The sequence below is a fragment of the Chitinophaga sp. YR627 genome, from assembly GCF_900114995.1.
In the GTDB taxonomy this organism is placed as follows: Bacteria; Bacteroidota; Bacteroidia; order Chitinophagales; family Chitinophagaceae; genus Chitinophaga.
In genome coordinates this window covers 1,097,600-1,117,284 of record NZ_FOUX01000003.1, presented here as the reverse complement: position 1 = coordinate 1,117,284, position 19,685 = coordinate 1,097,600, and the positions used below count along the sequence as shown (strand labels likewise).

The following is a 19,685-nucleotide window of genomic DNA, read 5'->3' as shown; positions in this document are numbered from 1 at the left end:
AAATTTATAACAGATCCGGACGACGTGTCTTTGTGCGCTCCAGCGCCTGATCATGTCTCCAGTTATCGATCTTCTTGTGATCACCGCTCATCAGCACATCCGGTACCTTCCAGCCCCTGAATTCTTCCGGGCGGGTATATACAGGCGGTGCGAGCAGATTATCCTGAAAGGAGTCCAGCAATGCGGACGTTTCATCATTCAGTACGCCGGGTATCAGTCTGCCGATCGCATCTACCAGCACAGCGGCTGCCAGTTCTCCTCCTGACAGGACATAATCTCCGATGGAGATCTCCTTTGTCACGAAGTGAGTGCGGATACGTTCATCGATACCCTTATAGTGACCGCAGAGCATCAGGAGGTTCCCTTTCAGAGACAGCTGGTTTGCCATCTTCTGATTCAGGGTTTCCCCGTCAGGTGTCAGATAGATGATCTCATCATACTGCACCTTTGCCTGTAAGGTCTCGATGGCATTTACAACAGGTTCCAGCATCATTACCATGCCTGCGCCGCCGCCAAACTGGTAGTCATCTACCTGTTTGTGCTTCAGATTGGAATAATCCCGCAGATTGTGGGTATGCACTTCCAGGAGTCCTTTTGTCTGGGCTCTTTTCAGTATAGAGTGTGAAAAAGGCCCTTCCAGTAATCCCGGTTGTACGGTAATGATATCTATTCTCATGTTTTATGCTCCATCCAACCTGTCAGTACAGGTCACAGTGAATAATAAATGTCCTGCTATTCCAGGTAAAGGTCCAGTAAGCCATCGGGAAGGTCGACGTGCACGATCTGCTGTTTTTTATCCACTTTTATGAGCGATTGCTCATTCAGTGGCAACAGTGCTTCTTTCTCCCTGTACATTACTTTAACCAGCACCTGCATGGGCATTTCAATTACTTCTTCGATAACACCTAGTTCTCCCTGCTGCTTGTCTTTCACCATAAAGCCCAGCATTGAAAGCGGAGCTGATGCGGACGTCTGCTTTTTGAAATCATCCTCCAGCAGGTATACAGGCGTTTGTACCAGTCTGCGGGCGTCTTCCTTGGTATCTATCCCTTCCAGCTTGACGAACATGTGTTCATGGTCTTTCACGCTGGCTTTCTCTATGAAATAGGGGATAAAACTGTTTTTACGCTCTTCCAGGAAGATCGCATCCACTCCCTGCAGGGCTGTTCTTTTTCCCAGACTATGTTTGAGAATGAATTCCCCCTGTAAACCAAATACGGATACCAGTTTTCCTATGCTGAAGTAATTATTCATAATACGATGCCCTTCCGGCTAAGAAAAAGGGAAATATTTGCGTACAAATATTTCCCTTTCAATATTTATTCAAAAGCTAGATTATGCTTCGCCTCCTTCTGGCTGAGCCGGAGTATCTTCTACTCTTCTCACGATTGGAGTCGAAACTCTTGCTTTCTTGTGACTGTCACGACGTGCAGCAACTTTCTGCTCGTGTTCAGCCTGCCATTGTTCGAATTTGGTGAAAGCTGTAGGCTCATCGAACAGACCCAGTTTCACACCTCTCAGTAAGTGTTTCAGGTAGAGAACACCTTTGAAAGACAGAATTCTTCTTACTGTATCTGTAGGCTGAGCACCTTTCTGTAACCAACGCAGTGCTTTGTCTGTATCGATGTTGATAGAAGCAGGCACAGTCAGTGGATTGTAAGTACCGATCTTCTGGATGAATTTACCATCTCTTGGCGCGCGAGCATCGGCTACTACTATAAAATAAAAAGGTCTCTTCTTAGCGCCATGACGTTGCAGTCTGATTTTTACTGGCATAAATAATTCGAGTTATTTTTTTGCGAGTTATGAAAAAGTATTTAATTGGGGCAGCAAAGGTATTCTTTAAAACGAATAGTTCAAAATATTTTATGTTAAAAATCCACAGGTTGTGGATTTTTTTTTCAAACTATCTGCCTAAAGCTCTTAAGCCTTTACCACCTGCTCCTCCGAATTTGTTCATCATCTTCATCATCTGACGCATCTGGTCAAATTGCTTCATGAACTGGTTCACATCCTGGATATCTTTACCGGAGCCCTTAGCAATACGCTTACGGCGGCTACCATCAATGCTATCCGGGTTGTTACGCTCATATGGCGTCATGGAACCGATCATGGCTTCAATGCCTTTAAATGCGTCGTCGCTGATGTCTATATCCTTAATGGCCTTACCTACCCCCGGGATCATCGCCATGAGGTCTTTCAGGTTACCCATTTTCTTGATCTGCTGCAGCTGTTCGCGGAAATCTTCGAAATCGAACTGGTTCTGACGGATCTTCTTCTCCAGTTTTTTCGCCTGTTCTTCATCGAACTGTGCCTGTGCACGTTCCACGAGGGTGGTGATATCACCCATCCCCAGGATACGCTGCGCCATACGTTCAGGGTAGAATACGTCCAGCGTGTCGAGCTTTTCGCCCATGCTCACGAACTTGATCGGCTTTTCTACCGTGTATTTGATCGTCAGCGCCGCACCACCACGTGTATCACCGTCCAGTTTGGTCAGTACCACACCGCTGAAGTCGAGGCGTTCGTTAAACGCTTTGGCAGTATTCACAGCATCCTGACCGGTCATGGAATCCACTACAAAGAGGATCTCATTTGGCTTTACAGCTGCTTTTACATTCGCTACCTCGGTCATCATCACCTCATCTACAGCGAGACGACCAGCGGTATCTATGATAATAATGTTGTTATTATTCTGTTTCGCGTGTGCGATCGCGTTCTGTGCGATCTTCACTGCGTCTTTGTTCTCCGGCTCGCTATACACCTCTACGCCGATCTGCTCACCCAGCACTTTCAGCTGGTCAATCGCCGCCGGACGGTAAATATCTGCTGCTACCAGAAGTGGTTTCTTCCCTTTTTTGGTTTTCAGGAAGTTAGCCAGTTTACCAGAGAAGGTGGTTTTACCGGAACCCTGCAAACCTGCGATCAGGATGATAGACGGATTGGATTTGATATCCAGTTCCGCTTCGCTGCCACCCATCAGTTCAGTCAGCTCGTCTTTAACGATCTTCACCATCAGCTGTCCGGGAGAAATGGCAGTAATTACCTTTTCACCCAGGGCCTTTTCTCTTACGCGGTCGGTAAAGTCTTTCGCAATTTTATAGTTTACGTCAGCATCCACCAGCGCACGGCGAATTTCTTTCACCGTAGAGGCCACATTGATTTCACTGATACGGCCTTCACCTTTCAGTTGTTTAAACGCCGAGTCGAGCCGCTCTGATAATGATTCGAACATCTGTGATCTTGTTTAATTTTTAGCTGTGAGCTATTCGCTGCTCATCCCGGTTAGGGGACTTTACAGCTGCAAGGGTTGCAAAAATAATATAAAGTAGCATGCAAACCAGTAAGCAGCTATAAATAACAAAAAAAGGTGAATATCCGGCAGATATTCACCTTTTCAATTATGTAAAACAATTAATTTCTAAGTGATTGTATTACCTGTCCGGACAATGATAATCAACTTCCCAGGTAATTTCTCAGCAGTTTGCTGCGAGAAGTGGTACGCAGTTTAGTGATTGCTTTATCCTTGATCTGGCGAACACGTTCGCGGGTCAGACCAAATTTCTCACCGATATCTTCGAGGGACATCGGATGCTCAACCGCGATACCAAAGTAAAGGATGATCACATCTTTCTGTCTGTCAGTGAGTGTAGATAAAGAACGTTCTATTTCGCGACGCAGGGAATCGTGGTGATCCAGTTCTTCGTCTGCGTTTACAGCATTCGGATTGGCCAGTACATCCAGCAGGGAGTTGTCTTCACCATCGATAAACGGTGCATCCATAGATACGTGACGGGCGGCAACGCCTAAAGTAGCTTCTACTTCTTCCGTATTGATCTCAAGGATGGTAGCGAGTTCGTCAGGAGACGGCTCTCTTTCAAATTCCTGTTCCAGCTGAGAGTAAGCCTTGCTGATCTTGTTACTAAGCCCCACTTTGTTAAGCGGCAGTCTTACAATACGGCTCTGTTCTGCCAGTGCCTGAAGGATCGACTGACGGATCCACCATACGGCGTAGGAAATGAACTTAAAACCGCGGGTCTCATCAAAACGCTGTGCTGCTTTGATCAGGCCCAGATTTCCCTCATTGATCAGATCACTGAGCGATAATCCCTGATTCTGATACTGTTTGGCAACAGACACCACAAAACGGAGGTTTGCTTTCGTCAGTTTCTCAAGAGCTCTCTGGTCCCCCTGCTTTATGCGTATAGCAAGGTTCACCTCTTCCTCCGGTGTAATTAAATCCACTTTCCCAATTTCCTGCAAGTATTTCTCCAGGGATTGGGACTCCCTATTGGTGATGGATTTCGTGATTTTGAGTTGGCGCATTGACATAAAGAATCGGAACAGTTACAGGTTAATAAAATGTTACCCTATTTGATGAATGCCAGACAAAAATAAGTTTTTTTAGATAGCTCCCAAAAAAAATAATTACTTGTTAAACCATTTTCAAGCAAAAACGTTTCACCATTCATAACTTAATATCGGGACCTTTATCATAGGGCTTCCCGGCAAAAAGCTGTGAAAACAATTAGTGTGGATTGCTAATGTATTTATATTTTTTATAATAGAATTGTTATTTATAAAGTGTAAAAGAATTTGGGCAATTATTAAAAAAAAATGCAAAATAATTTTGACAGAATAAATATTTTTCTATAATTGCAGCCAGATGCTATTGATTTACTAATTACTTGAGCGATGTCTAAGAAAGTGCAATATGAGTTGGAATATCCGGTACGGTGCTCACCCAGTATCTTATACGAATTCCTTTCCACCCCCGCAGGTTTGCAGGAGTGGTTCGCAGATAAAGTAGATTACCGGGACAGTGTCTTCTCCTTTTCATGGAACGGTTCCACGGAAGAAGCAGAAGTACTGGAGCAGGAAGAAGATGAATTTATCCGTTTACATTGGAAACATGCGCCCAAAGAAGAATTCTTTGAATTCCGCATACAGATTTCCGAAGTGACCAATGAAACAATCCTGATTGTCAGAGATTTTGCAGAAAAGAAAGAAATAGCTGATCAGAGCCAGCTGTGGGATTACCAGGTGAAAGACCTCTTCCACAGAATAGGCAACTAAACCAGCCAACACTGATCAACCAGTAGTACTGGTCAGCCCCCGAAGCAGAAGAGCATAATCTCTTACTATCTCCGGAACGAGCTTTCCCCATTCTTCAAAACTGTAAGGTTTAGCAAGTTTAATAAAAGAACGTCGGTCAAGTAGCTGCTTAAATTCCAGTTCCGACAAAGCTGATATTAATTTGTAATTCCCATTTTCAAAATCATGCTGCCAGGGATCTTCCTGAAGATACACCTGAAACTGTTGCTCAGCCAGCTGCCGCCAGGCTGAAGCAATAACATGACCATATTTTTCCTTCTCCTCCCCCGCCAGGTGCAGGGTAGCAATGAAATAATGTCCCCACCAGAACATGGTGCGGAACGCAAATATGTTGTCTTTACTGAACAGACGGGGATAATCCAGGATGATATAGGGTAATTCCCTGTAGCGCTCCCCTCTCGATATTTTCGCCCCCGCCCGTAAGACGCCTTCCGGGAAAGGAAACGTATTGGTAACAGGCGCCTCCTGTAATGCCAGGTGCAACTGTCCCATCAGGGTCATTACTTTTTCTAAAACACTGTTTTTCAGATAGATCCAGTCAGCATTGACAACCAATGCCTGCTCTGCCGGCGTAAGTGAAACGGTCTCCATCCCGTAAATTTACCCGCTCACATTCATTACCAGAAATTTAACGGTAATTTTAATACTCCCCTCCCCCAAACTCCATAAATCATATTAAATTTGTATGCTTTAAATTTGTTCCCGTACTTGCCGTACAGCAAGCCACTAAAACAATATTTAAAAGTCTCGAAACAAACTACGCCGTAAGTGAAAAAACTGGATAAACTGCTCATCAAAACATTCATGGGGCCATTCGTGGCTACTTTCTTTGTAACACTATTCGTGTTGGTGATGCAGTTTCTGTGGAAATATATCGATGACCTCGTAGGTAAAGGACTGGACACACCGGTTATTATCGAGCTGATCACTTATACCAGCGCCAACCTGGTATCTCTTGCCCTGCCACTGGCTGTATTACTTTCTTCTATCATGACCTTCGGTAACCTGGGAGAAAGCTTTGAACTGGTCGCACTGAAGTCCTCCGGGATTTCGCTGACACGCTTCATGCGTCCCTTACTGGCAGTGTGTACAGTGATCGCGATACTGGCATTCCTGTTTAACAACTATGCCATGCCCGTAGCAAACCTGCGTGCAAAGTCGCTGCTGTATGATATTACAAATTCAAAACCCGCTTTCAACATCAAAGCCGGTGTTTTCTATACCGATATTCCTGACTATACCATCAAGGTAGCAGAAAAGGAAAAAGATAATAAAACCATCCACCAGGTAATGATCATCGATCATACACCAGGTGGCGGTGATAAAGTAATTCTGGCAGAGAAAGGCACTATGCTGCTTTCTGCTGACAAACGCTTTCTGTATTTCGTACTGGAGAAAGGCTGGCGCTATGAAGAACGTAACAACCGTAGTTCTACCACACCTGGTGAACTGATCCGCCTGGGATTCCGTGAATACAAAAAAGCATTTGACCTTAGCTCTTTCGCTTTCAGCCGCCTTGATATGGGTCTTTTTGCCTCCAATCAGCAGATGCTGAATGTCAGACAACTGGACAAAGCGATCGACTCCCTGTATAAACAGGAGGCACTATTCTCCCGTACAGTAAATGCATATGTCACTACGCGCTATGCATTCTACAAGTGGCAGGATACAGGTTGGCTGGCAAAAGCGCCTGCACTGGCGGTCACGAACTTTAAAGACATTATTCCTGAAAAGTCACTCAGATATACACTGGAAAGAACAGAACAGAACATCCGCGACGGACAGAATAACCTGGAAGGACCTGCCCGCGAGTTTGGTGATAAACACGGCACCCTGCTGTTGCACAAGGTAGAATGGCAGCGTAAATTTACCCTGGCCTTCTCCTGTATCGTAATGTTCCTGATCGGTGCTCCGCTCGGCTCCATTATCAGAAAGGGAGGTCTTGGTACACCACTGATCTTTGCCGTTGTGTTCTTTGTGATCTTCAATATATTTTTCATGGTTGGAGAGAAGATGGCCAGAAAAGATGTAATGGCCACCTGGAGTGGAATGTGGCTCTCCAACATTGTCCTTATACCTATTGCAATGTTCCTGATCTATAAAGCGTTGAACGATTCAAATCTGTTCAACAAAGAGTTTTATTTCAGGAGCTTCAATAATATCAAAAAGCTCTTTAGAAAAAATAATCCAAAACCTACAACTTGACAGCCATAAGCCACTAGCTCCCAGCTTCAAGATGTTTACACCGTTAACGGGCACTCAGCAAGTGCCCGGCAGGATAAACCTGTGTCTGCTATAAAGAACGAAACAGTGTAAAGATCCTTGTGCACCTGCTAAGCTTAACGGCGGGTCACCACCTATTACTATGAAAACACTACCTACGCTGCTGGGCAAAAATGCCCCTTTCTTTTTGCCTTTCCTCCTATGGATCGTTGCGGGCGCACTGCTGCAGGCTTATTTCACGCATGATGATCTATTCCTCGCTATCAACCGTGCACATGCTCCATGGGCAGATGTTATTGTATCAGGTATGACCTACATCGGAGATGGTATTGCCTTTGCTGTTATGCTGGCGATTATTCTTGTATACAGGAAATACAAGCTGTTCTTTGCTGCTGGTACTGTATTACTGCTGACCACCATCATCGTGCAGATCGCCAAACATTATTACAATGAACCAAGACCTACGTTGTATTTTGCAGATGCAGGCACACTCGTACACACTGTGAAATGGGTGACTGTACACGGTTCCTGCAGTTTCCCATCCGGACATACGACGACTGCTTTCGCGCTGTTTACATTTTTAACACTGATATGCAGGAATAAAATGGCCGGATTCGCGTTCATAACACTGGCATTGCTGGCTGCCCATTCAAGGATCTACCTGGCACAGCATTTCTTCGTAGATGTATATACAGGTAGTATCATTGGAACAACAAGCAGTCTGGTAGTGTACACACTGTTCCAGAGTAGAATAAAGGCTTCGCCGGAAGCGGTCAGCGAACCGGTTGTCAGTCTTACCTGATTAGATTATTTTTATTGATTGCCTGAATTATGAAGTACCTGTTGATTGCCATTGTTGCTGCTGCTCTTTTCGTACCCTTCCTGGGTGCTGTGCACCTGTTTGACTGGGACGAGATCAATTTTGCAGAAGCTGCAAGGGAGATGATTGTAAGCCATGACTACTCTAGAGTACAGATCGATTTTAAGCCCTTCTGGGAAAAGCCTCCGCTGTTCATATGGCTGCAGGCCATCAGTATGCAGCTCTTTGGGGTAAATGAATTTGCAGCCCGCTTTCCTAATGCCATGATCGGTATTGCCACGCTGGTGACCCTGTTTGGCATTGGTAAGAAACTTGCTGACGAGAAACTGGGACTCTGGTGGGCACTGGCGTACGCTGGTTCCTGGCTGCCTCACTTCTATTTCAAATCAGGTATTATTGACCCGACTTTCAATTTCTTTATATTTCTTGCGATCTATTGCGCTTATCGCACTGCCTTCAGCGGCAAACCTTCCAGGTTTGCTATCCTGAGTGGTATATTCCTGGGACTGGCCGTACTCACAAAAGGTCCGGTAGCCATCCTCATAAGCATCCTTACTTTTGCCTTTTACTGGCTGTATAAAAAAGGTAAAACAGGGATTGGTCTGGCACAACTGGGACTCATTATACTGGCATCCGTGCTTACGACCGCACTCTGGTTCGGTTATGAGATCATCGCACACGGCTTCTGGTTTGTGCAGGAGTTCATTACTTATCAGATAAGACTCTTTACAACAAAAGACGCGGGCCATGGTGGTTCTTTCTTCTACCACTGGATTGTGCTGCTGATCGGCTGTTTCCCTGCCAGTCTGTTACTGTTCACCTATATCAGGGGACGTAAGGGAAAATCTATCTATACCGGCTCTCATTCAACAGAGATCAAAGACTTCAAGATCTGGATGTGGGTATTATTCTGGGTAGTACTGATCCTGTTTTCTATTGTGGAGACGAAGATCGTACACTATTCCTCTCTGTGTTATTTCCCGCTTAGTTTCCTGGCTGCATGGCAGCTGTACCGTATTTCGGAAAACAAGCTGCAACTGCATGCCTGGAATATTGTACTGATGATGCTGATCGGTTTGCTGATCGGTCTCGCCATTACCTTACTGCCACTGGTAGGTGTCTACAAAGATGTGATCATTCCACATATACACGATCGTTTCGCACAGGCCAATCTGCAGGCGCAGGTACCCTGGTCAATCTGGGAATCGGCTTACGGCGCCGGCTATATGCTGATGATCATTATTGGTGCAGTACTCCTGTTTCAGAAAAAGATGCAGGCAGGTCTGCTGTGTATATTCTTCAGCACCATGCTGGCAATACAGATCACGATTGTCCATTTTACACCTAAAATAGAGCGTTACTCACAAGGCGCTGCGATCGACTTTTTCAAGACATTTGAGGGGAAGGATGATTATGTACAGGTACTGATGTATCATAGTTATGCGCACCTGTTTTATACAAAGAAACTGCCGCCGGTTAATCAGAACTATTATAACACGGACTGGCTGCTGAGCGGACAGGTTGATAAACCCACCTGGTTTGTATGCAGAACAACGGATAGTACACCGTTCAGGACAGACCCGAATCTGGAGATCGTGGGAGAAAAAAATGGGTTTGTGTTTTTCAAAAGAAAATAAGCACTGATAATAAAAAAGGAAAGGAGAGGTGTTTGGCCTCTCCTTTCCTTTTTTATTATTGTCATCAGTCACTACTACTTAGTAGCTGCTGTGTATAATTTATCTACTTCCGCCCAGTTCACTACATTCCAGAAAGCGGTAACATAGTCAGCACGAACGTTATGATATTTCAGGTAATAAGCGTGTTCCCATACATCGAGTGCAAGGATAGGCGTACCACGTTCTTTCACGATGTTATCCATCAGCGGGTTGTCCTGATTAGGTGTGGATATAACGGACAACTTCTTACCAGGCGTAACGATCAGCCATGCCCATCCTGAACCAAATACGCCTTTAGCGGCTGTATTGAAGATTTCCTGGAATTTCTCCCATGAGGTGAATGTTTCGTTGATAGCGGCTTTCAGTTTATCTGAAGGCGTTGTCTTCTGCGGAGACAACAATGTCCAGAAGAGGGAGTGGTTAAAGTGACCGCCTGCATTGTTGCGCACTGCTTTATCTTCAGGTTTCACTTTTGCCAGGATCTGCTCAAGTGTAAGGCTTTCGAAAGCCGATCCTTTCACAGCATCATTCAGGTTCTTAACATAGGCGCCATGGTGCTTATCGTGATGAATCTCCATTGTAGCTTTATCGATGTGCGGCTCAAGGGCATCATAGCCATACGGTAAAGGCGGTACCTCAAAAGGAGCTTTTACATTGCCGTTGAATACGGACGCTCCTTTACGGGCTGCAGGAGCAGCTGCCATTATACCAGATGGGTTGCCGAGAGCTGCTACGCCTGCCAGGCCTGCCAGCTTAATAAATTCTCTCTTGTTCATATGTTAAGGCATTAAATTATGATAATAAAGAACTGGAAATATATCTGCAAGGGCAGCAAATTCTGCACCAATATTAGATAAATTTATTGCATAAGTATCGCCGGTCATCAAACAGTTGGTAATAAAACGCGGATTCTCACTAAAATAACCGCAACATTTCGCAATCTTTTGAAATTAATTGTTATTTTACCATACGCTTTCATGTGAAACTTTAACTTTTTCTTTTTGATTAACTAAACAACAATTTATCCCAGACTACATAGTGAATATGTAACATATATAGAGAACTAACGAGCTTGCCTTTGTCACCAGGGCCCTTACCATGCCACTTTACAAACAACACTAATTGACCATATTTAACATATACCATTTAGAAATTGCCATCATTGTTCATAAAATTTTATGCCAGGCAAAATGACAGAACTAGAGCATTATATCAATCAGCAACGGACCGAGCCAGATAATTACACACCAGTATTTTATCGATTGCAGCACGAAGAACAATATGTCGATTTACTGGCTTTACTGGCAAAGAATCCGCATATCCGGGTATATGACGAAATATACTCTCAGTTAAGGGAGTTGATGAAGATCCGCAATCCTACCAAACGACTCACGGAGGAAGAATCTGAACAAAAGATCAGGGAATATGTTGGTACTACACCGCTCCACGCTTTTGGCGTATGGGTTTATTACCCCTGGTCACACCGTGTGGTACATATCGTAGATGAAAAGGATTTTATTGAACTCCGCACCAGCCGTAACAGGGAAAAGATCACTGAAGACGAGATAGCCCTGCTCAGCAGTAAGAAGATAGGCATTATTGGCCTTTCCGTTGGACAATCCATAGCACTGACGCTTACGATGGAACGGGTATGTGGAGAATTGCGACTGGCCGATTTTGATAAAGTTGAGCTGACGAATATGAACAGGATCCGTACCGGTATTCACAGCATACAAACATATAAGGTAGTGATCGCAGCACGCGAGATCGCCGAACTGGACCCATTCATTAAGGTTGTCATCTATAAAGATGGCGCCACTGAAGAAAACCTGGACGACTTTTTCACTAAAGATGGGAATCTCGATATCCTGGTAGAAGAATGTGACGGTATAGATATAAAAATATTGAGTAGGATGAAGGCCAAAGCCCTCGGTATCCCCGTAGTAATGGATACCAATGACAGAGGCCTGGTTGATGTGGAACGTTTTGACCTGGAACCCGACCGACCTTTACTTCATGGATTCATACCCGACTTAGATCTGAAAAGCCTGCGCGGATTGACGGATGCAGAGAAACTACCCATATTCCGCCCTATGGTCGCCCTGGATGATATGTCCGAAAGGATGAAACACTCTTTAGGCCAGATTGGAAAAACGATTACTACCTGGCCTCAGCTGGCATCTTCCGTGGTGCTGGGCGGTGCCGTAGTAACCGATACCTGCAGAAGGATACTGCTTGACCATTTCAAAAGCTCAGGCAGGTATTATGTAGATTTTGAACAAATTCTTGTCTAATAATGCAGGAATGAGCGGCCGCATCTCATTTTGCAATCGAAGCCAAATGAGACGTCCGCTCATCCCCCGAACTGATCCTTATTAAAGAGTACCCACATGCAATATCATGATTACAGTAAGGGCTTTTAAGGCGCCAGATGATCCGGAAGCCTGCCTTCGCTTTTACAATGGCCATTTACGGCTGTTGGAAATCTATTTCGGCATTGCCAAGATCACCTCAGGCAGCGCCGATTGGATGCACCATGACAACAGCATTGTAATTATTGTAGAAGACGAGACCCGTACCAAAACGTACGGTGGTGCACGCGTACAGCTTGCTGACGGCGTGCTGCCCTTACCTATCGAAACTGCCATCGGTAAATATGATGCGAAAATATACGACGCCATCCGGCCAGGCAGTGCTGAGATATGCGCCATGTGGAACTCAAAGGAAGTAGCCGGTATGGGCATCGGAAGTCAGGTACTGGCCCGTGCGGGCGTTGTACTTGCAGCCCAGCTGCCGATAGACAATTTCCATGTATTATGCGCTCCGATCACCACCCGCATTGGCAAACGGGTAGGCTTTGTGATTGATGAATCCCTGGGTGATAAAGGCACCTTCTTCTATCCCAAGGACGACTTCATTGCCACAGCAATGCTCATCAATGACGTTAAAAAGCTGGAATATGCCGACCCCAAAGAGAGAGAACTGATTTATGACCTGAGGGAAAACCTGGTACAGACGAAGACCGAAGTTGGTCCCAAAGGTTCTTATGAAGTAAGTTATAACCTCGAAATTCCCAACTTACAATTTTCAGATGTGAAGAGCGAACGATGAATTTTCTATAAATTTAACGCATGTTCCGATTTATCGCTCTATGGCTACTTGCTATCTTAGGTTACCAGCAAATGCAGGCGGCATCCCCTATTGTATACCGCAACAATATGCCCCTGACCCGGATCGGCAAATACCTTGAAATATACACTGACAAGACCAATTCACTGGATATCAATGCTGTCAGCAAACAGACATTCAATGTTCCGGGAGAAAATGTACCTAATCTGCAGATCACTTCCCACACACATTGGGTACGCTTTACCGTTACTAACGAGTCTGATCTCCGTGAGATCATGCTGGAGGTGGAATACCCTACCATAGACGATATCACGCTTTTTGCACTACGTCCTGACGGGAGTTACGACAGTACGCGACTGGGCGAATTTACCAGTTACCATAACCGTCCGGTTGACCACCAGAACTATATTTTCCCTTTATATATCGCCGCAAACACCTCCCGGCAGTATTATCTGCGGGTGATTGCCGGCGAACAGGTACAACTGCCCATGTTCATCGGCACACGGGACCAGGTATCCGAAAAGAACGATTACCGCGATCTGATATTCGGTTTATACATCGGTGTTATGCTGGCGATGTCGTTTTATAACCTTTTCCTGTATCTCTCTACGAAAGACAACAGTTACCTGACCTACGTGTCTTATAACGTGTTTGTAGCCCTTACACAGGCTACCTTACAGGGATACTCGTTCCGCTTCCTTTATTCCAACAGTCCTTGGATGGCCCAGCACGCCACCGTACTGGTGCCCATACTCAACGGACTGACCGCGCTCGTCTTCATTCAGCAGTTCCTGCTGACGAAACAGCATTATAAAAAGGGTCACCGCCTGATCAACATCCTGCTGTTATTATACGTAGGCTGTTTCATTCCGGCACTCATGAACGAGTACATCATTGCCCAGATATGGGTACAGATAGTGGTGGGAGCTGCTGCTGTAAGCGTGTTCTATATATCGCTACGAATGAGCATGAAGGGCTATAGTTCCGCGCGTTTCTTCCTGCTGGCATGGTCTATATTCCTGCTTAGCGTGCTGGTATTTGTGCTGAGAAACGCCAATGTACTACCTTACAATGAGTTCACCTATTACGCATTGCAGATCGGTTCCGGTATGGAAGCCCTCCTGCTCTCCTTTGCACTGGCTTATAAGATCAACCTTTTCAAAGCAGAAGCACTCCATGCCTCTCAGGAAAATGAGCGCCTGGTGAAAGAACAGAATATCATCCTGGAAGAAAAGGTAACCCAGCGTACGGAAGAACTGCAGACCTCCAATGAGGAGCTGAACGTAGCACTGAAGAACCTGAAAGAAGCCCAGACCCAGCTGGTGGAAAGAGAAAAAATGGCATCCCTCGGTCAGTTGACAGCAGGTATTGCCCATGAAATAAATAATCCGATCAATTTTGTCACTTCTAATATAAAGCCGCTTAAACTGGATATCCAGGATATCAGATCATTGCTGGATAAGTACGATGCCTTGCCAAACACCACGGATATCCAGGGAGCACTGAAAGATATTGCCGCCTTTAAACAACAGATCGATATTGATTATATTCACGAAGAGATCTCCTCACTGATCAAAGGGATTGAAGACGGCGCCTCCAGGACCTCGGAAATTGTCCGCGGATTACGTACCTTCAGTAGACTGGATGAAAGTGATGTTAAATCAGTGGATCTGCACGAAGGAATCGACAGCACACTGGTATTGCTGAAAAACAGTATCCCAACAAATGTCAAAGTAATAAAGGACTATGGTTCTTTACCCAAAATAGAGTGTTATGCCGGCAAGATCAACCAGGTGTTTATGAACATTCTGACCAATGCATTTAACGCTATTAAGACAAATAACCAGGACCGTGAAGAAGTGGTAACGATCACTACCTGGGAAGATAACGGCCTTGCCCTCATCAGTATAAAAGACACCGGCCCCGGAATGACAGAGCAGGTAAAAGAAAAGATCTTTGATCCTTTCTTTACCACGAAAGATGTGGGAGAAGGTACAGGATTAGGTCTTTCCATTGTATTCAGTATTATCGAAAAACACAACGGACGTATCGAGGTGATCACCGCTCCTGATAAAGGTGCAGAATTTATTATATATTTACCCATGAGCGTAACCGCTCAGGCGTCTTAGTATACCCACGCAGGCAAATCCATGTAATCAATGACAAATTGAACCTGCGGCAAAACCAAAATGGATGAAAGACAACCGTATCAGGATTTTGTACATTGATGATGAAATTCATAACCTCAATGCTTTTAAAGCCGGATTCCGCAGAAGTTATGAAATTTACACTGCCAATTCCGCCCAGGAAGGCAAACAACTACTTAAAAGCATTGACGTCCATATTATCATAGCGGACCAGAAGATGCCGGTATCGACAGGGGTTGAATTCTTTAATGAAATAAAGGATACCCTGCCGGATCCTATGCGTATTCTCCTGACAGGTTATACAGATGTGGAAGACATCATAGACGCCATCAACAAAGGTCATATCTTCTCCTATATCAAAAAACCATGGGATGAGATAGAACTACACCGTACGATCAACAACGCTTTTGAAATTTACAATACACGCCGTCAGCTGAAAGAAAAGATCCTTGAGCTGGAAAAGATCAACGACGAATTAAACCGCTTTATCTATTCCACCTCCCATGACCTTCGCTCGCCACTGATGTCCGTACTGGGTATTATCAATCTGAGCAGACTGGATAATTCGGTAACCGATCCGAATGGCTATCTCAATATGATCGAGGTATGTATCCTGAAACTGGACGGATTTATCCAGAAGATCATTGAATACTACCGTAATTCCCGACTGGATGTAGAGTATGAGAAGATCAACTTCGAAAACCTGATCCACGAGTGTATTGCGTCCTTCCGTCACCAGAATAACGCGATACAGTTCGAAGTAAATGTGGATCAGCCGGTAGATTTCAAAGGCGATACTTTCCGTATCAGTGTTATTCTGAATAACCTGATCTCTAATGCGGTGAAATACCAGAAACCGGACGAAAGTCATCCGCAGGTGAATCTGTCCGTAAAAGTAGAACCGCATAAAGCAACCCTGTCCATTGAAGACAATGGCATCGGTATACTGAGCGAACATCTGAACAACATTTTCAAAATGTTCTTCCGCTCCAAAAACAACAACAAGCCAGGCAGTGGTATTGGATTGTATATCGTGAAAGAAGCGCTGAATAAAATTGGCGGTACTATTAACGTTGAGTCAAAGTATGGAGAAGGTACCCTATTTGAAATAAGCATTCCCAACAGAAATGATTTCGATTCCTGATTTACGTGTTATACTGATCGACGACAATGAAGTGGATCTGCTGCTGCATGAACGTTTAATAACCCTGCAACAGATCAGCAGGACTGTGCTTGCTTTTAACAACGCAAACAAGGCGCTCGAATTCCTGTCTTCCAATATTTCTCTGCCACGCATCCCTCCTACTGTATTGCTGCTTGACATACAGATGCCGGAGATGGATGGCTTTGAATTCCTGGAAGCATTTTATAGTTATCCTGCCAAGATCAAGTCACAGTGTCATGTGATCATGGTTTCCTCTTCGCTTGATTATGGTGACCTCAGCCGTACATATGCCAATCCGATGGTGTTCAAACTGCTGAAGAAACCATTGCTGGCAAGTGAGTTGAAAAATGCGATCATGGATATATTCAGAGATCAGTAAGCCCAACCACAACAACTCTACAGACTAAAAAAAGCTGCTATATAAATACCCTGTACACACGTACAGGGTATTCTGATTCCAGTCATATATTTCCTTCAAAATCCTGCCGGAATTTTCGTTATATTTGAATAGAAGCAACAATAGCCATTAATTTGTCAACCGTATAAAAGTAGTAGTGCATCGTCAGTCTCCTTATGCCAGCGTTTAAGCCCATCATCTGTTTATTCGCCTCGTTATATTGAGCACCTTATTTTCAAAACTCTCAGCCTGGTATTCCCAACATACCGACTGTTAACTCACATTTCCTCATTTAAAATCTAAATCGATGAAACCCATTCGAATGGCCCTTGCATGCCTCCTGTTATTAGGCTGCTTCCTGACAAACTGTAAACAGGAAAACAAGATCACACCCACATCTTCAATTCCCTCTGATGATCTTGACAAGATCGCCCGTGCTGGTTTTAGCACTTACAATGTACAGGATGTAGACAGCGGTTATATCGTGGAAGGCGATATCTTCCTGAGATATGATTACCTGGATACAAAACCCAATTCCCCCATCCTCCGCATTGCTGAAAGCGAGCAATATCACACGTATGCACTGGTAACAGGCACACCAAGAGTGATCTCCATTTCAGTAGCGGCCGGATTACCCACTGTGTTCACTACTGCGCTTGATGAAGCGATTGCCCGTTATAATGCACTTGGACTGAAAATCTCTTTCCAGCGTGTCAGCAGTGGTGCAAACATCAGCATCACGACTTTCTATCAGGCGCCAAATCCTGATGGAAGCATTCTTTTGGGTAGCTCCGGATTCCCATCTGGTGGTAATCCATACAACTCCGTTACACTGAATACACATCCACAGGCATACGGCAGCAGTCCTGACATGCTGTACCTCGCTTCCGTTATTCAACACGAAGTAGGTCACTGTATCGGATTCCGCCACACCGATTATTTCAACCGTAATTACAGCTGTAATTACAGTACGAATCCAAATGAAGGTGAAGCAGGTATCGGCGCCGTACACATTCCTGGTACCCCAACATCAGAAGACCCTAATAGCTTCATGCTGGCCTGTACATCTTTCGGACTCAACCGCTCATTCAATACCAATGACGTCATTGCACTGCAATCACTTTATGGTTCCTGTGACCGTGTAGATCAGAGATATATAAATGGTGTTTGTGAAACGGCACAAATAGAATTGACGAATGTGACAGAAGCACCAAGGGGTTATGTTTGCTCTTACAGCTATGTATGGAGTGATGGTTCTGAAGTCCCCTATAAAACGGTTAGAACGGCGCAGGGTTGTCCTTCCAATCCCTGATTGACAGCGCGATTTCATTAAACAGGTTGCACTACTACACAATGATAAAAAGGGTGTATCAAAGTAATTTTGATACACCCTTTTGTATGACCCGATTACCGGCGTTTATGATCTTACTTATTACATTATCAGGGCACTTAATGCGATGATCGCAAAACCAGCTGCGATAAAGAGGCCATAGATAACACTCAATCCGATCGCTTTTACCAGCGATACAAAAAGGGATTGCTGATAAGCATTTCTCAATGCTATTGTCATATATGCGATCAGCACGAACAGTTCCAGCGAAGAGAGAAAACTCGCAAATGCCGGTACTACTTTATTCAATACCGCGATGACGAAAAACAGGAGAAACGCAGCGGAATGGAAATGCAGCGAAAAGATCGCGTGATCTCCATAATAGTATTTCTTTTTGTCGTAGAACAGTTTTAGGATCAAGGCAAACAATGGCAGCAACAGGAACATCAGTTTCGGGATCGCGTGCTGCGTCTTTTCAATCAGCAGCTCTACCGCTGCTTCCCCGTACTCTTCAATACTGGCAAACCAGCGGCCATATAACCATGGTTTTATTCCCTTATCTCTTTTCTCTATTGGCAATGCCATCTGCGTTTCATGATATTCTTTCAGGAGTTTATAATCGATGTTCCCGATCACATTGAATTCAGTCTCCTTCGCATGAATCGTATCCAGTTGCAACCTGCTGACAGCACTTGCCAATGCTGCTGATTTAATGCTATCTACAGGCGTCTTATTGCCCGTTTCCTGCGATATCTGAAGCAGACTATCCGCCACTTCTTTTTTTGCCGCCATTGCGGTCCTTTCTTTCGTTATTGATTCCAGTTTATGACTGGAATGTTTAAAGGTAAATGCGGCCAGGAAATACAGAAAGGAAATGAATACATACATCCGGATGGGATGCAGATAACTGGCCCTCCGGCCGGAAAGATATTCCTTCGTAAGGAATCCCGGCTTAAACGCCAGGTCTTTTATGGTGATGAAAAACTTGGAATCGTAATGTGTAACGTCTTCAAAGAAATGTCTGAAAAGGTGTCCGAAAGACTCTTTAACAACGATATTCTCCTGTCCGCAGTGACTACAATACCTGTCTTCTACGGTTGCTCCACAGTTAAGACAGTTCTTTTCATGTCTCAGGTGTTGTGACATAGGTAAGTTTTAAAATGGCGTTTAGATTTTGGCTACAATAGCAGCGATCGCTTTGATCTTTTGGGAAAGATATTACATTTAGCACAACAATCATAACGCCGACGCCATGACGTAACAGACAGAAAAGAACTGTTCTTATCGTGATACGATCAGGAGCTTATCTTGAAATGCGGATTATAGATCAGTCCGACAATATTTCCCCATGGATCTTTTACAGTAGCTACCACAATACCATCTCCCACTTCTGTCGGTGCTTCATGTTCGGTTGCCCCTAATGCAATGAATCTGTTATATTCTGCGTGGATATCATTTACGCCCCAGTAGGTCAGTACATTTTCTGACTTCTCTTTTACCGGCGCCTCTTCAGGCTGTAAGCCCAGCTCATAACCGCCTACTTCAAATCCTACATGAAAGGGCTGATCAAAATAAGGAGCTACTTCAAATGCTTTTGTGTACCATTCTTTTGCCTGATTTACGTCCGCCACTTTGTATATGGTCGTTCTCAGTCCCAGTATTTTCTGTGCCATCTTTTTATTT

Annotated in this window: 18 protein-coding genes and 1 pseudogene; 10 read left to right on the top strand and 9 right to left on the bottom strand. The window is 44.5% G+C overall.

Going from position 1 to position 19,685, the window contains the following annotated elements:
* Positions 1-4 precede the first annotated feature (4 nt).
* The 5 genes and pseudogenes from trmD to BMZ72_RS20135 form a co-directional block, all read right to left on the bottom strand.
* On the bottom strand, positions 5-676 hold the full coding sequence (trmD, locus tag BMZ72_RS20155; protein WP_089811502.1) for a tRNA (guanosine(37)-N1)-methyltransferase TrmD: 672 nt from the start codon (positions 674-676) through the stop codon (positions 5-7).
* A 56-nt stretch (positions 677-732) separates the two neighbouring features.
* Positions 733-1,254 (bottom strand): ribosome maturation factor RimM, encoded by a 522-nt coding sequence (rimM, locus tag BMZ72_RS20150; protein WP_089811501.1) that lies wholly within the window; start codon positions 1,252-1,254, stop codon positions 733-735.
* Positions 1,255-1,524: 270 nt separating this feature from the next.
* Positions 1,525-1,776, bottom strand: a pseudogene (gene rpsP / locus BMZ72_RS37000) (30S ribosomal protein S16); the annotation flags it as partial.
* Between the two features lie 130 nt (positions 1,777-1,906).
* Positions 1,907-3,235: a signal recognition particle protein gene (gene ffh / locus BMZ72_RS20140; protein WP_089811499.1), complete on the bottom strand. Its 1,329-nt coding sequence runs from the start codon at positions 3,233-3,235 to the stop codon at positions 1,907-1,909.
* 221 nt (positions 3,236-3,456) lie between these two features.
* On the bottom strand, positions 3,457-4,326 hold the full coding sequence (locus BMZ72_RS20135; RefSeq protein ID WP_044218015.1) for a sigma-70 family RNA polymerase sigma factor: 870 nt from the start codon (positions 4,324-4,326) through the stop codon (positions 3,457-3,459).
* Between the two features lie 369 nt (positions 4,327-4,695).
* Here BMZ72_RS20135 and BMZ72_RS20130 point away from each other — a divergent pair, with 369 nt between their 5' ends.
* On the top strand, positions 4,696-5,076 hold the full coding sequence (locus tag BMZ72_RS20130) for an START-like domain-containing protein (RefSeq protein ID WP_012788999.1): 381 nt from the start codon (positions 4,696-4,698) through the stop codon (positions 5,074-5,076).
* A gap of 15 nt (positions 5,077-5,091) precedes the next feature.
* Here BMZ72_RS20130 and BMZ72_RS20125 read toward each other — a convergent pair whose 3' ends face one another.
* A complete protein-coding gene (locus BMZ72_RS20125; RefSeq protein WP_089811498.1) occupies positions 5,092-5,706 on the bottom strand; it encodes a hypothetical protein in 615 nt (204 codons plus the stop codon).
* A 177-nt stretch (positions 5,707-5,883) separates the two neighbouring features.
* Here BMZ72_RS20125 and BMZ72_RS20120 point away from each other — a divergent pair, with 177 nt between their 5' ends.
* The 3 genes from BMZ72_RS20120 (at position 5,884) to BMZ72_RS20110 (ending at position 9,795) form a co-directional block, all read left to right on the top strand.
* The gene (locus BMZ72_RS20120) at positions 5,884-7,320 is read left to right on the top strand and encodes an LptF/LptG family permease (protein WP_089811497.1); all 1,437 of its coding nucleotides are present in this window, start codon (positions 5,884-5,886) and stop codon (positions 7,318-7,320) included.
* Between the two features lie 160 nt (positions 7,321-7,480).
* Complete coding sequence (locus tag BMZ72_RS20115; protein WP_089811496.1) at positions 7,481-8,140, top strand: phosphatase PAP2 family protein; 660 nt, start codon at positions 7,481-7,483, stop codon at positions 8,138-8,140.
* 29 nt (positions 8,141-8,169) lie between these two features.
* The gene (locus BMZ72_RS20110; protein WP_089811495.1) at positions 8,170-9,795 is read left to right on the top strand and encodes an ArnT family glycosyltransferase; all 1,626 of its coding nucleotides are present in this window, start codon (positions 8,170-8,172) and stop codon (positions 9,793-9,795) included.
* A gap of 74 nt (positions 9,796-9,869) precedes the next feature.
* Here the strand turns inward: BMZ72_RS20110 and BMZ72_RS20105 are convergent, their stop codons facing one another.
* Positions 9,870-10,610 carry a superoxide dismutase gene (locus BMZ72_RS20105; RefSeq protein ID WP_089811493.1) on the bottom strand — a complete coding sequence of 247 codons (741 nt, stop codon included), beginning with the start codon at positions 10,608-10,610 and terminating at the stop codon, positions 9,870-9,872.
* A 414-nt stretch (positions 10,611-11,024) separates the two neighbouring features.
* Here BMZ72_RS20105 and BMZ72_RS20100 point away from each other — a divergent pair, with 414 nt between their 5' ends.
* The 6 genes from BMZ72_RS20100 (at position 11,025) to BMZ72_RS20075 (ending at position 17,984) form a co-directional block, all read left to right on the top strand.
* Positions 11,025-12,128, top strand: a complete 1,104-nt coding sequence (locus tag BMZ72_RS20100; protein ID WP_255373247.1) for a ThiF family adenylyltransferase — start codon at positions 11,025-11,027, stop codon at positions 12,126-12,128.
* Between the two features lie 106 nt (positions 12,129-12,234).
* The gene (locus BMZ72_RS20095) at positions 12,235-12,945 is read left to right on the top strand and encodes a hypothetical protein (protein WP_089811489.1); all 711 of its coding nucleotides are present in this window, start codon (positions 12,235-12,237) and stop codon (positions 12,943-12,945) included.
* A gap of 20 nt (positions 12,946-12,965) precedes the next feature.
* Positions 12,966-15,092 carry a sensor histidine kinase gene (locus BMZ72_RS20090; protein ID WP_089811487.1) on the top strand — a complete coding sequence of 709 codons (2,127 nt, stop codon included), beginning with the start codon at positions 12,966-12,968 and terminating at the stop codon, positions 15,090-15,092.
* A 64-nt stretch (positions 15,093-15,156) separates the two neighbouring features.
* Positions 15,157-16,254, top strand: coding sequence for a sensor histidine kinase (locus tag BMZ72_RS20085; protein WP_089811485.1), 1,098 nt, complete (start codon positions 15,157-15,159; stop codon positions 16,252-16,254).
* Entirely contained in the window at positions 16,238-16,654 is a 417-nt protein-coding gene (locus tag BMZ72_RS20080; RefSeq protein WP_089811483.1) for a response regulator, read from the top strand. The genes BMZ72_RS20085 and BMZ72_RS20080 overlap by 17 nt, the downstream gene beginning before the upstream one ends.
* Positions 16,655-16,979: 325 nt before the next feature.
* Positions 16,980-17,984: a M57 family metalloprotease gene (locus BMZ72_RS20075; RefSeq protein ID WP_218155267.1), complete on the top strand. Its 1,005-nt coding sequence runs from the start codon at positions 16,980-16,982 to the stop codon at positions 17,982-17,984.
* Positions 17,985-18,104: 120 nt separating this feature from the next.
* On the opposite strand, the gene BMZ72_RS20070 is transcribed toward BMZ72_RS20075, so the two are convergent.
* Together BMZ72_RS20070 and BMZ72_RS20065 are read right to left on the bottom strand one after the other, a co-directional pair.
* On the bottom strand, positions 18,105-19,148 hold the full coding sequence (locus BMZ72_RS20070; protein ID WP_089811479.1) for a DUF3667 domain-containing protein: 1,044 nt from the start codon (positions 19,146-19,148) through the stop codon (positions 18,105-18,107).
* A 149-nt stretch (positions 19,149-19,297) separates the two neighbouring features.
* Positions 19,298-19,675: a VOC family protein gene (locus BMZ72_RS20065; protein ID WP_089811477.1), complete on the bottom strand. Its 378-nt coding sequence runs from the start codon at positions 19,673-19,675 to the stop codon at positions 19,298-19,300.
* Positions 19,676-19,685 lie beyond the last annotated feature (10 nt).